The following is a 13,564-nucleotide window of genomic DNA, read 5'->3' as shown; positions in this document are numbered from 1 at the left end:
TCGCCGAGACCGAATGACGTTGGAAATGATGGGATCTATGGATCTGGACCAGATTGTCGCCGACGCGCAGCAGTCCTTCGAACAGGCTGCCGACATCACCACGCTCGAAAACGAGAAAGCCCGATTTCTCGGCAAGTCGGGTGCGCTGACCGAGTTGCTCAAGGGCCTCGGCAAGCTCGATCCCGAAGCACGCAAGACCGAAGGCGCCCGCATCAACGTCGCGAAGCAGCAGGTTGAAGCCGCGCTGACCGCGCGTCGCCAGGCGCTCGCCGATGCGCTGTTGAACCAGCGACTCGCCGCCGAGGCGATCGACGTCACGCTGCCGGGCCGCGGCGCCGGTGCAGGCAGCCTGCATCCGGTGATGCGCACGTGGGAGCGCGTCGAACAGATTTTCCGCTCGATCGGCTTCGACGTGGCCGACGGTCCCGAGATCGAGACCGACTGGTACAACTTCACGTCGCTGAACAGCCCGGAGAACCATCCGGCGCGTTCGATGCAGGACACCTTCTACGTCGAAGGCAAGGACGCCGACGGCCGCCAGTTGCTGCTGCGCACGCACACGAGCCCGATGCAGGTGCGATATGCGCGCATGAACCGCCCGCCGATCAAGGTGATCGCACCGGGCCGCACGTATCGCGTCGACAGCGATGCAACCCACTCGCCGATGTTCAATCAGGTCGAGGGGCTGTGGATCGACGAGAACATCAGCTTCGCCGACCTCAAGGGCGTCTATACCGATTTCCTGAAGAAATTCTTCGAGCGCGACGACATCCTCGTGCGCTTCCGCCCGTCGTATTTCCCGTTCACGGAACCGTCGGCCGAGATCGACATGATGTTCGAGCACGGCAAGAACGCCGGCAAATGGCTCGAGATCTCCGGCTCGGGGCAGGTGCATCCGACCGTGATCCGCAACATGGGGCTCGATCCCGAGCGCTATATCGGCTTTGCGTTCGGCAGCGGCCTCGAGCGCCTGACGATGCTGCGCTACGGCGTGCAGGATCTCCGGCTGTTCTTCGAGAACGATCTGCGTTTCCTGCGCCAGTTCGCCTGACGCACGCGCCGTGCCGACATGTGCCCGCGCTCGCCCCGCCGGACGTTCCACCGGGGCCCGGGCGTCGATCTAACCTGTTTCGAACGTAGACATCCATGCAATTCCCTGAATCCTGGTTGAGAACCTTTGTCGACCCGCAGCTGACGACCGACGAACTGTCGCACGCGCTGACGATGGCGGGGCTCGAAGTCGAGTCGCTGAGCAAGGCTGCGCCGCCGACGTCGAAGATCGTCGTCGGCCGCGTGCTCGAAGTCGTCAAGCATCCGGATGCGGACAAGCTCAATGTCTGCCAGGTCGACGCCGGCACCGGCGCGACGCTGAACATCGTCTGCGGCGCGCCCAACGTCGCGCCCGGCATCAAGGTGCCGGTCGCGCTGGTCGGCGCCGAGCTGCCGCCGGCCGAAGAGGGCGGCAAGCCGTTCGCGATCAAGCTGTCGAAGCTGCGCGGCGTCGAGAGCCAGGGGATGCTGTGCTCGGCGCGCGAGCTGAAGCTGTCCGAGGACCACAGCGGCCTGCTGATCCTGCCGGAAGACACGCCGGTCGGCCAGGACATCCGCGACACGCTGAACCTCGACGACACGATCTTCGAAATCAAGCTGACGCCGAACAAGGCCGATTGCCTGTCGGTGTTCGGTATCGCGCGCGAGACGGCCGCGATCACCGGCGCGCCGCTGACGCCGATCGACATCAAGCCGGCGCACGTCGAACTCGACGAAACGCTGCCGGTGCGCATCGCCGCGCCCGATCTGTGCGGCCGTTTCTCCGGCCGCGTGATCCGCGGCGTGAACGCGCGCGCGAAGACGCCGCAATGGATGGTCGAGCGCCTCGAGCGCGCGGGTCAGCGCAGCGTGTCGGCACTCGTCGACATCTCGAACTACGTGATGTTCGAACTCGGCCGCCCGTCGCACGTGTTCGATCTGGACAAGATTCACGGCGGCATCGAAGTGCGCTGGGGCAAGCGCGGCGAATCGCTGAAGCTGCTGAACGGCAACACGGTCGAGCTCGACGAAACGGTCGGCGTGATCGCCGACGACCGTCAGGTCGAAAGCCTCGCGGGCATCATGGGCGGCGACAGCACGGCCGTCACGCTCGATACGACCAACATCTATCTGGAAGCCGCGTTCTGGTGGCCCGACAGCATCCGCGGCCGCGCGCGCAAGTACAACTTCTCGACCGATGCCGCGCATCGCTTCGAACGCGGCGTCGACTACGCGACGACCGTCGAGCACGTCGAGCGCATCACGCAGCTGATTCTCGAGATCTGCGGCGGCAAGGCCGGCCCGGTCGACGATCAGGCCGTGAACCTGCCGCAGCGCGCGCCGGTGAAGATGCGCGTGTCGCGCGCGAACCGGATCATCGGCGTGAAGATCGACGCCGACGAGATCGCCAACATCTTCACGCGCCTCGGCCTGCCGTTCGAACGTGACGACGATGCGTTCCTCGTCACGCCGCCGTCGCACCGCTTCGACATCGAGATCGAGGAGGACCTGATCGAGGAAGTGGCGCGCATCTACGGCTTCGAGAAAATCCCGGCGCGTCCGCCGGTCGCGACGAGCGAGATGCGCGCGACCAACGAGACGCAGCGTTCGATCCACGACATCCGTCATGCGCTCGCCGCGCGCGACTACGCGGAAACGGTGAACTTCAGCTTCGTCGATGCCGAGTGGGAGCACGATTTCGCCGGCAACGACAATCCGATCCGCTTGCTGAATCCGATCGCGAGCCAGCTGTCGGTGATGCGCACGACGCTGTTCGGCAGCCTGATCTCGGTGCTGCGCCACAACCTGAATCGTCGCGCCGATCGCGTGCGGGTGTTCGAGGCGGGCCGCGTGTTCCTGACCGACCCGTCGGCGAAGGCCGGCGAGCTGACCGTCGAAGGCTATTCGCAGCCGAAGCGCGTCGGTGCGCTCGCTTACGGCCCGGCGCTCGACGAACAGTGGGGCGTCGCGACGCGCGCGGTCGACTTCTTCGACGTGAAGGGCGATCTCGAGGCGTTGCTCGCGCCCGCCGTCGCGCGCTTCGTGAAGGCCGAGCATCCGGCCCTGCATCCGGGACGCAGCGCACGCATCGAAATCGACGGTTGCGCGGTGGGCTGGATCGGCGAGCTGCATCCGCGCCTGATGCAGAAATACGAGCTGCCGCACGCGCCGGTGATGTTCGAGATCGATACGGAGGCGCTGATGGCGCGTGCGTTGCCGGCGCCGACCGACGTGTCGAAGTTCCCGCCGGTGCGGCGCGACATCGCCGTCGTCGTCGATCAGGCGGTCGAGGTTCAGGCGCTTTTCGACGAAATGAAGAAGGCGCTGGCCGAGGACGCGTGCCGATTCGTTCAGAAGGTTGTACTCTTCGACGAATTTCGTGCAAAATCAAACACTTCCGGTGGTCTTGCGGCGCATGAGAAAAGCCTGGCCTTCCGCGTGACGCTGCAGGACGCGGCCGGCACGCTGCAGGACGAGGTCGTCGATCAGGCGATCCACACGCTGGTCGAGCGGATGGCTCGCGTGGGCGCCCGCCTGCGCGGCTAAGGAGAGGGGCCACCCGTTCGCGGGTGGTTTTTCCCCATCGCAAGTTTTGATTTAACGCGCTGTATCGCAGATATGAACGACATGACCTCGAGTGAATTCGAAGCCCTCCTGACGGCGCAACGCAGCGCCATGAACCGCGACGCGTCCGCGCCGGTGTCCGCCGAGACGCCCACGCTGACGAAAGCGGAGCTGGCGGAGCTGCTGTTCGACAGCGTCGGGCTGAACAAGCGTGAAGCGAAGGACATGGTCGAGGCGTTTTTCGAAGTGATTCGCGACGCGCTGGAGAACGGCGAAAGCGTCAAGCTGTCGGGCTTCGGCAATTTCCAGCTGCGCGACAAGCCGCAGCGTCCGGGGCGCAACCCGAAAACGGGCGAGGCGATTCCGATCGCGGCCCGTCGCGTGGTCACGTTCCACGCGAGCCAGAAGCTGAAGGCGCTGGTCGAAAACGGCGCGGAGTAACGCCCGCGCGCCGATGTCCCCGCGCGGCCGCCGCGCGTCCTTTACCGACGGTTAACCGACGATGACCAACACGGTTGAGAAAGTCGTCCTGCCTCCGATTCCCGCGAAGCGCTACTTCACGATCGGCGAAGTCAGCGAGCTGTGCGGGGTCAAGCCGCATGTGCTGCGCTACTGGGAACAGGAGTTCACGCAGTTGCGGCCGGTGAAGCGGCGCGGTAACCGCCGGTATTACCAGCATCACGAAGTGCTGCTGATTCGGCGGATTCGCGAGCTGCTGTACGAACAGGGGTTCACGATCAACGGCGCGCGCAATCGCCTCGATTCGCCGGGCGGCGAACGCGGCGCCGGGGCAGCGCCCGCGGGCGACGAGCGCGTCGCCGACGTACAGGCTGCGGGTGAGGCCGGTGGGGCGGTCGACGTGGCCGCATTGCGGCAAGCGCTCCTCGACGTGATCGACGGACTGAAACACGACTGACCGCAGATTGGTCGGCAAATGAAATGCCCGGTTGGCGCTGCGTCACCGGGCATTTTTCATGGCCGCCGCCCGTGCGTGTCAGCGCGCGGCGAGCGGATTCGGCTTGCCCATGTCGACCACCAGCGTGCCGTCCGGCAGCATCCGCACCGATCCTTGTGCGACCTGGCTGCGGTAATCGTACAGGTCGAAACGCATCGGGCCGGATGCGGCGGAATTGCGGATCAACGCGCGCACGTTCAGTTCGAGCACGTTGAACATCTTCATGTCGCCGCCTTCCATCCACATGTAGCTGCGTGCGTCGATCTGCGGCCGCTTCGGCAGCGGCGCGTCGGCGACGCGCCGGAACGTCAGGCGCAGACCGTCGGATTCGACCGTCGCCTTGGCGAGCTTGCCGTCGAGCAGCGGCGGCGGGAACACGGTGTACTGGTCCAGCACGAGCGTATCGCCGCGCAGCTCCGCGCCGCGGCGGCGCAGCGGCGTCAGCGACGCCAGCTCGATGCCGAGCGCGCGCAGCAGCTTCGCCTGCGGGATGCCGACCACCGACACCTGCGTCGGCTTGAATGTGAGGTGCCGGTCGTCCAGCACCGCCAGCGAGCCGGTCATGTCGGTGGGCAGCCATACGCCGGGCACGTGATTCCACAGCTTGATGCCGCCGCGCACGCGCAGGTCCTGGCCTTGCGCGCTCAGTTGCAGGTCGTTCAGCGAGCGCGGCGAGTAGTCGAGCAGATAGTTGTTGAAGAGCGCGGACATCGCCTTCCACGACTCGACGACCGTTCCGCCGAGAATGCGGATGTCGTACTGATTCGGATCGTCGAGATCGACCGGATCGCCGGCCCGTTTCGCAACGAGCTGGACGTCGAGATCCTCGACGTGGAAACCGATGTCCCCGGACAGGTTGAAGTCGACGTTGTGCAGATGGATCGTCGGGTTGCGGTTCGATACGTGGCGTTCGTTGAACGGGGTGGTCGAGGTGCGCCGCATCGCGACCTTGCGCATGCCGGCCGGCGGTGCGTTCGCGGCCAGCGCGGACGCTTCCCAGTGTTCGCGCGCGTCGCGCAGCGCGCTTTGCTGCGCGGCCAGGAAGCGGTCGTTCAGCCGCGCGGCCGCACTACCGAGCGCCGCGCTGCCGGCCGGCCCGGCATAGGACGGCATCCGGATCGTCATTGCACCGCTTTCGTCGAAGTTGAAGTAACCGGCCGACACCTGATCGCGATAGTGATACAGGTCGAACACGAAATTGCGATCACGCGTCGTCGAATCGACGGGGCCGATCAGGATGTCCGCGTTCATCGGCATCGAGCGCATGAACTTCACGTCGCCGCCGCGGATGTACATCGCCTGTTGCGACGCATTCGGCGGCAGCGCGAAGCCGGCATGCGAGCCGTCGTCGAGCGTCAGATCGAGGCCGGCCGGCGTCACGCGCAGCGCGGTGATCGTGATTTTCAGCCGCGGCGGCGGCATCAGCTTGTCGACCGACATCACGAGATCGTCGCCGGCCAGGTGTGCGATCGGTGTCTCGATCTTCAGCAGGTCGGCCATCTTCACGTTCGCCGCGCGCATCACCGGCTGCGCGTTGAGGCCCGACACGCGCACGCCGGTCGGGTGGAACACGAGCTGGCTGCCGTCGCGGATCGAGAGCGTGCCGGTCAGCGAGAACGGCACCCAGCCGTCGCGCTGCATCTCGCCTTGCAGATGGATCACGCCGTCGCCGGCCGATACCGCGAGCTTGCGCAGCGGCGCGTTGCGGTAACCGAAGATGTAGGTGTCGAAGAGGGCGGTCAGCTTCGCGTTGTCGAGCGTAACCGTGCCTTCGTGAACGTCGATCTCGAAGCTGGTCGGATCGTCGAACACGATCGGCGCGCCCGCTTGCGTCGGGACGAGCGTGGCGGACAGCTGGTGCACGAAGAAGCCGAGGTCGTTGACGATCCGGAAATCGACGTCGCGCAGGAACGTCATCGCGCCGCTCTGGCCGGAGTCGCGCAGCGTGAACGGGCGCGGTTGCGTGAGGCTGAGCGATGCGAGCGAAGGCACGGTGCGCGCGATCTGCTGCTCGCGGGCGAGGCGCTCGGCCTTGCTGCGCTCGATTCGCGTCGAGGCGGTCGACGCATTGCCGTCGCGCTGCGTGGCCGGTTCCGCGCATCCGGCACAGACCAATGCGACGGCCAGCATTGCGCCGCCGAGCGCACGGGACGCACCGTGCAACGCACGACCGGCCGCGTGCCGCGAGCCGGACCTCCAGTCGAAAATTGCCAAAGGCGAGCGATGGCCGCGCCGGACCGCATTCCGCATCGTCTGTCTCCATGTCTTGTCGTGATCGACGAGGGCGCGCCGTCAGTGCAACGCGCGTCCGTCGATGCCGAGCAGTGTGTCATAGCGCGCTAGAGCGGCGTAACCAAACAGCGACGGCGTATGCCGCAGTGCACGATGCGCGACGGCGCAATGGATTCGGGCCGGTGGGGCGGTGCGGTCAAACGGCCGTTTGGTTTTCGGCCCGACCTGTGGGCGACCGGTGGTCCGCGTCACATTGGCGCGCGTTCGGCCGGCGCGGCGCGGTAAGATCGCGATCAGGAGCCGTAGAAATCAAAGCATGGTGGCCGACACGGGGGGCGTCATGGATTTGAAGGAACTCGACGTATTGGGAGCCGATGTCGGCGATCACTGGTACTACGCGTCGAAGGCAGCGGCGATCCGCCGCTTCCTCGGCACGCGCGACGCGAAGCGGATCCTCGACGTCGGCGCAGGCTCCGGATTCTTTTCCAGGCACTTGCTCGAACGCACGCGGGCCACGGAGGCTTGGTGCGTCGACACCAGCTACGTCGACGATTCAGACGGCGAGGCCGCGGGCAAGCCCGTTCACTTTCGGCGAGCCGTCGATCGGTGCGACGCCGATCTCGTGTTGCTGATGGATGTCCTCGAGCACGTCGACGACGATGTCGGGCTGCTGGCGCACTACGTGGCCGGCGCGCCGGGCGGCAGCCGCTTCCTGATCACCGTTCCCGCGTTCCAGTTCCTCTGGAGCGCGCATGACGATTTTCTCGAGCACAAGCGCCGCTATACGCTCGAGGGTCTCGAGGACGTCGCTCGTCGCGCCGGGCTCGACGTCGAGCGCAGCGCGTACTATTTCGGCCTGACGTTTCCGCTTGCGGCCGCGTTACGGTTGAGCGAGCGCATGCAGCGGCGCGCACGCGAACCCGCGTCGCAATTGCGCCGCCATCATCCGGTCGTCAACGGTCTGCTCAAGCTGATCTGCCGGGCGGAGTTGCCGATGTTCCCGTTCAACCGGCTCGCAGGACTCACGGTGGTGTGTATCGCGCGCAAGCGCGACGCGTGAGGCGGATCGTGTGGCAGGAAATTTCGTGCGGACTTCACAAAATGCATGCGACCCGTTCAAAACCGAAGAACTGTCTGTTATAATTTCGTTCTTTCGGGGCGTAGCGCAGCCTGGTAGCGTACCTGCATGGGGTGCAGGTGGTCGGAGGTTCAAATCCTCTCGCCCCGACCAGGAATCAAGGCCTTACAAGCAATGCTTGTAAGGCCTTTTCCATTTGGGGCGGATTTTTTGCCCCAAGGTTTGCTTCGCAAGACGGATGGCTTTCGGGGGAGCCGCGGGGAATTGTCCGCGGGCGCGCAGCATCCGTGCCGTTTCGTTCTCTGGGTCTGCGGCCATCGCTCGGTGTCGACGCAAGCGGTTCGGTGAGCGTCATGTCGTGCTACAGAGCAGCTCACACGTACTCGACTCGTCGATCCGGCAGATTCTCTGGCGGAGGTGTGGACCGACGTCCCGAATCTGCTGTCGTTCAGTTCGCTGTGCCGCAGCGGGCCGCGGCACAGCCTAGAACGGCTGCCTCACTGACCGCGCGCCGGCCACCAGTGCGGTGCTCACTGCGATCACACCGATGCTGACATCGCGTCCATGCCGACCGCGGCAGGAGTCGCCGCTTACTGCGTCTTGCGGCGTCGTTGCCAGATTCTGCCGGGGATCCACTTATTGAGGACCGGGATTTCCAATAACCGCTTTATTTGAATATATTTTTAATATCAGAGACCCCGATAATTGCGCCAGCGTTGTCGATCGCCTTGACTTGAACATAAGCATAGCTATTCCCGGTCAAGGGAATTTTCGTCTCAAAACCGGTTTTCGCGCTGCTGGCTATGAGTCTCAAATTATTCGCGGCAGCACCGGCGTATACTTGCCAAGATCTCGTTTCCGTTGAACCGTTCCACGAAGCATATACGGCCGGGCCGCTGTTACCAGCTGCGACCGTTACGCTTGGCGGATAATATGGCGTAGCCACCCACGCCTGCCGATACGTCCGGTACGAGATATTGTCGCCAGCCATTTTTACGTCATACAGTGTGCTGGTCGCAGGCATTAATTCAGTGTTACCGGGCTGCGCAAATTCAGTGTAATACCCGTTCCCCCAGCCGATAAATTTATTGCCGTTTCCCAGCCATTGCATGTTTCCTTGCGCGGAGGAGAAGAGGTTTGGATTGTGGTAGTACGACGTCTGTGCCGTTGCGACCATGTTGTTGAAATCGAGATTCAGCACCAGGCCATGTGAAGGTGCGGTTCCTGGCGGAATTGATGCATAACAATCATCGCAAGCATCATCAAACATGCTGATTACATTATCGGAGATATAGCGGGCATCATGTTGCCATGAAAATTGCGCATTACCCGCGGGAATCTTGAAATCTCCGCTTCCGTCTCCAGCCAGCTTCCAGACAAATTCACCCGTGGGCTTGTGCAGGCGATAAACCGTCCAGGTGCTGCGGGCCGAGAACACGATATCGTTGTTATTGTTTGCCACAAGATCCAATGAATTCAGGTGGTAAGGGTCCCAGACATTACTGGTGGCGGTGGCAGTCGAGGCCGGGAGATGCGAGCTTTCCAACGCGATGTGGTCCTTCGCGTCCCAAAAAAAGACCAACTCATTTGTGGTCAGATCTACTTCCTGAATGGAAAAATCGTGGATTGCCCCATTTTTCGGTCCGCCATATGGCGTCAAATCCATGGGAACCACCTTGGTTGCCAGGAATAGTCCAGTATTGTTCGGCGTAATCAGAAATTCGTGATTGTCGGCAACAAAGCCATTGCGTGCGGAAACGGTTTTTATTGTCTGGTAACGGTTATTGACGATGTAATAACATGCTCCCGGCTCTGCTGCGCCGGACGGCAAGTTGGTGTAGGCGGGCGGCGTAGCAACGGTGCCTTGCCAGAAAGTCAAGACCGGCATGCCAAAGTATTGCTGGACGCGAAAATCAAAATTCATCAGGCTTACGCTATTCAATGCGTTAAACCACACCGGGTTTCCGGCATTGTCGGCAATTAACGCGCCATTCTGCCCATACATTGCGGTATTCGAGCCCGTATAAGGTGAATTGAAAATCAATCCCTCGGCCAGTTGCGCGGGATCGGAGTAGTTAACATTCACTTTCATCGGGTGCAGATTTGGCGCGCTAACAAAGCTCCAGACTTGAGGGGATGCCAGAATGGGGGCTGGCGTGGTAGCCCCGGTATTCGATGGATAGACGTCGGTGGCACACGAGAAAACCTGCGATGTGACATTGTCGTCACCACCACATCCGGTTATCGCGCTCGACAATAAAACCGGTAACGCCGCCCGTCCAATACCTTTAATCTTGCAATTCAGGCGCGTCAGTTTCTGGTGAAAATATTTCCGTCTCATTGAATCCCCCTTCAGTGTTTTCATGAAAATCGGAGCGTCCAATGCCTGACGGCGATGCGTACGCAAGCCGCCTGACCGCCCCGTTGTGCCATCGGCCCATCGCTGTCGCCACATGCGGGCTCTCGGTCGAGCGCCTGATAGATCAGGCGCTTATCATTGCCACGCGCACCGTATCGAATGAAACGAATTCCAACTCGCGATACGAAAAGGCCCGACGGCCTGCTTCAGCTTTTCGGCCGGTAAAGCGAGCCGGACGGGTACTCCTTGTCCGCGACCGCGAGGTACCCACGTCGAGGGTGTAGATGCTCGCGCCGGCGCGAGCCTTGCTGCCCCGGAACAGGCTCTTCATCACCGTGACGCTGGTCGCTCGCATCTGCGATGCAGGGCTGATCATGTAGACGGGGGCCGCTTGTCGCGCGCCCCGTTGGACTGGAACCGCGTCGCGTCGAACGACACGAGCGAACCGTAGTCCGCGGTAAGCTGCAGCGCCGTCGCGCGCGGCCTCGTTGCGGACGGGGGAAGAACGCTCGCGCGTTGCCATTAAGCCCCCGAGGGCGAGCGCCGCGTCATCATAGATCGCGCAGTTACCGGTGAACGCGGTGTCGACAAGCGTCAGCGTGCCCTTGCCGAAAGGGTAGATGGCCCTCGCGCATCGTTGTGCTCGAACCGCCAGTGGCGGATGGTCATGGCAAAGCCGGCCGGGTCGCTGTACGACTCGAGTGCGCGTCCGGCGCGGCGCGGAGCGCCAGTTTCTGCTCCAAGGCAACGGCATTGGCCTCAATGTGGGCTTCCTTTTTAGGTCTACCGATTCGTCTTCGCTTCAGCGGGTCTTCGCCTGAACCGATGTGGGCTCGCGCCTTATCGCGCGCTTCCCGGATCTCTCGAATTGCCCCGGTCGATCGGTCGCGCAGTGAAAACCGCACGGAGATCCCGTTCAAACCTGCGCGGACGATGCCGAAGATTCCCTGTCCGTCGGCAAGACGTCGTCGGTCGGCGGCCGGTGTCGGTGTTGCCGTTCTCTCCTCGTGAGTCCCGTCGTCGCTTTCTTCGCAAGGAACAAATTTTTGCCCCCACATTTGCTCGCACGATTTCGGAGGCCCGTCGTGCATTCTAGCGGCCCCAATTGAGCCCGTAGTGGTCAATTAGTCGTTTAAAATCAAAGAAGTGTGCAATAGTGGATCGGCGGTGATGCGGTGGGAATGACTTGGGGCCTGCATGGGGGCCGGGTGGTCGGAAGTTCAAATCCTCTCGCCCCAGCCAGATAAGAACCCGCGTCAGTTCAAGCTGACGCGGGTTTTTTCTTGTCGGTCGCTTTTTTGCACAGCCCGGCGCAGCCCCGGTAAAATGCAAGGTTGATCCACGGAAAGCGCCGTGATTTAGCGGAAGAGGATTCCCCGAACATGACTGATCTTCGTCTTACCATGCGGTTCGCTGCAGTGCTCGCTGCCGGCGCGCTCGTCGCCGGTTGCGGTACGTCGTCGCCCACGAAAGTGGACTACAAGAGCGATTCGAAATCGAAGGAAGCGTCGCTCGCAGTGCCGCCCAACATGCTCGACGAGACGGCCGATCAGCGTTCGCTGCCGCCCCAGGGCGGCGCGACTTCCCTGTCCGCGCTCAACCAGGTGCAGCAGGCAGCGCCGCCGACGGACACCGTCGCACCGGCCGTCAGCGGCATGCACATCCAGCGCGACGGCACCGAGAGCTGGCTCGTGATCGACGGCAGAAAGCCTGCCGAGATCTGGCCGCAGGTGCGCCGCTTCTGGCAGGAGCAGGGTTTCCTGCTGGTCGTCGATCAGCGCGACAAGGGCGTGATGGAAACCGACTGGAACGAAACCCACCCGCAGATCAACGACGGCCTGATTCGCAGCGTGATCTCGAAGGCGATGGGCAATTCCTACGTGACGGCCGAGCGCAACAAGTACCGCACGCGCCTCGATACCGCGCCGAACGGTGGCACCTACGTGTTCATCAGCCAGAAGGGCATGCGCGAGGCGATCACCGGCGCGAACAACGATTCGAGCAAGTGGGAAGCGAAGCCGAACGATCCCGCGCTCGAGGCCGAATACCTGAAGCGCCTGATGGCGGTGCTCGCTCAGAACGAGCAGCGGGCGAAGAACGGCGAGCCGCCGATCGCCAACATCAAGGACAACACGGTCGTCGTGAAGGACAAGAAGGCCGATACCGACGCAGCGAAGGCCGCGGCTGCGGCGATCGCTGCGCAGAACGTCGCGCGCACTTCATCGCAGGCGAACGACGTCGAGACGAGCACGGTGCCGTCCGAAGTCACGCTCGGCGAGCCGTACGATCGGTCGTGGCTGCATGTCGGCCTGGCGCTGGATCGTGCGAACTTCACGGTCGACGATCGCGACCGCACGAAGGGCCTCTATTTCGTCCGGTACGTCGATCCGAAGGATCTGAGCGCGGCCGAGCAGGGCTTCTGGAGCCAGCTGTTCCACGGCAAGAAGGAAAAGCAGGCGAAGCAGTATCGCGTGAACGTGAAGGCGCTGACGCCCGACCAGACGCGAGTAGCCGTGGTCGATGATTCCGGTGCGATCGATACGTCGTCGCCGGCGCGGCAGATCATGGCGCTGCTCGTGAACCAGCTGCGCTGATCGTCGCGAGATCCCGTCTCGTAAAGCCCGCCGCTCGGCGGGCTTTTTTTATGTTCGCGCGCCGCAAGCCTGCATGCGTGCCATGACCGATGCCTGTTGGGATGTTACGTAACATCCTCGCGTTACGGCGACGCGATGGCCCACATCGTTTCCGTATGCTCCGGAATTCAGTTAAAAATCAATGGTGTGCGCGACAAATCGCGCTTGGCATGCAACCTGCTTTATAAGTTGGAATCGTTAGGGCAGGGAGGATGGCGTCAGATGCCGGGCGTGCGTCGCGAGCGCCCGACCAACGGTGTCGATGTCCGCATATGCCGGTGCAACGAGCGCCGGCGCATTCGATGATGATCTGCGCAGCGCGCGGATCTCGATGGCCCCGTCGCCTATCCTCGTAGGGCGACGGTTTTGCCCGCGCTTCGTCTGAAGCGCGGGCAATTTTTTTGGCAGCAGAAGTGACGGTGGAGGCCGCTGCGCTGCGGCTCGAGCGGCAGCGGACCGTGCTCGCCGTTTTCGCGCAATTGCGCGGCGATGGTGCGTATTTCGGACGAACGTGACCGGCCGTTTCGGGATCATGACCGGCGATTTCGGCAACGTGACCGGTCATCTCGGGAACGTGACCGAGCGCACCGGAAGGCAGGATTGGCGTTGCGTATGACATCAACCACGCGGGCTATGCTCGCCGGCTTTGGCCGGAGACAGCATGCCCGCGCACCGGATGAACATGCGCATGATCAAGGACGTTTTACGACTTA

The 13,564-nt window shown here is 63.0% G+C and carries 8 protein-coding genes and 1 tRNA gene; 7 read left to right on the top strand and 2 right to left on the bottom strand.

The genetic code is table 11. The features are described 5' to 3' along the window. The first annotated feature begins 37 nt into the window (after positions 1-37). From pheS to C3Y15_RS22625, 4 genes are all read left to right on the top strand, one after another. The gene (gene pheS / locus C3Y15_RS22640; protein WP_006753318.1) at positions 38-1,051 is read left to right on the top strand and encodes a phenylalanine--tRNA ligase subunit alpha; all 1,014 of its coding nucleotides are present in this window, start codon (positions 38-40) and stop codon (positions 1,049-1,051) included. Between the two features lie 95 nt (positions 1,052-1,146). Continuing rightward, complete coding sequence (gene pheT, locus C3Y15_RS22635) at positions 1,147-3,576, top strand: phenylalanine--tRNA ligase subunit beta (RefSeq protein ID WP_011884555.1); 2,430 nt, start codon at positions 1,147-1,149, stop codon at positions 3,574-3,576. Between the two features lie 72 nt (positions 3,577-3,648). Continuing rightward, positions 3,649-4,035: an integration host factor subunit alpha gene (locus C3Y15_RS22630; RefSeq protein ID WP_011884557.1), complete on the top strand. Its 387-nt coding sequence runs from the start codon at positions 3,649-3,651 to the stop codon at positions 4,033-4,035. 61 nt (positions 4,036-4,096) lie between these two features. Then, on the top strand, positions 4,097-4,510 hold the full coding sequence (locus C3Y15_RS22625) for a MerR family transcriptional regulator (RefSeq protein WP_045579208.1): 414 nt from the start codon (positions 4,097-4,099) through the stop codon (positions 4,508-4,510). A 78-nt stretch (positions 4,511-4,588) separates the two neighbouring features. On the opposite strand, the gene C3Y15_RS22620 is transcribed toward C3Y15_RS22625, so the two are convergent. Next, positions 4,589-6,799: a hypothetical protein gene (locus tag C3Y15_RS22620; RefSeq protein ID WP_059463765.1), complete on the bottom strand. Its 2,211-nt coding sequence runs from the start codon at positions 6,797-6,799 to the stop codon at positions 4,589-4,591. A gap of 322 nt (positions 6,800-7,121) precedes the next feature. On the opposite strand from C3Y15_RS22620, the gene C3Y15_RS22615 reads away from it, so the two are divergent. Together C3Y15_RS22615 and C3Y15_RS22610 are read left to right on the top strand one after the other, a co-directional pair. Next, a complete protein-coding gene (locus C3Y15_RS22615) occupies positions 7,122-7,841 on the top strand; it encodes a methyltransferase domain-containing protein (RefSeq protein ID WP_011884563.1) in 720 nt (239 codons plus the stop codon). 94 nt (positions 7,842-7,935) lie between these two features. After that, a tRNA-Pro gene (locus C3Y15_RS22610) sits at positions 7,936-8,012 on the top strand. Between the two features lie 514 nt (positions 8,013-8,526). Here C3Y15_RS22610 and C3Y15_RS22605 read toward each other — a convergent pair. Continuing rightward, positions 8,527-10,224 (bottom strand): arylsulfotransferase family protein, encoded by a 1,698-nt coding sequence (locus C3Y15_RS22605; protein WP_224056415.1) that lies wholly within the window; start codon positions 10,222-10,224, stop codon positions 8,527-8,529. A 1,376-nt stretch (positions 10,225-11,600) separates the two neighbouring features. On the opposite strand from C3Y15_RS22605, the gene bamC reads away from it, so the two are divergent. Beyond that, a complete protein-coding gene (gene bamC / locus C3Y15_RS22600; protein ID WP_034195588.1) occupies positions 11,601-12,812 on the top strand; it encodes an outer membrane protein assembly factor BamC in 1,212 nt (403 codons plus the stop codon). Positions 12,813-13,564 lie beyond the last annotated feature (752 nt).

It is taken from the genome of Burkholderia sp. B10, from assembly GCF_004368385.1.
In the GTDB taxonomy this organism is placed as follows: domain Bacteria; phylum Pseudomonadota; class Gammaproteobacteria; order Burkholderiales; family Burkholderiaceae; genus Burkholderia; species Burkholderia vietnamiensis.
Note: the sequence above shows the minus strand (reverse complement) of the source record. Positions and strands in the feature narration are given on the sequence as shown.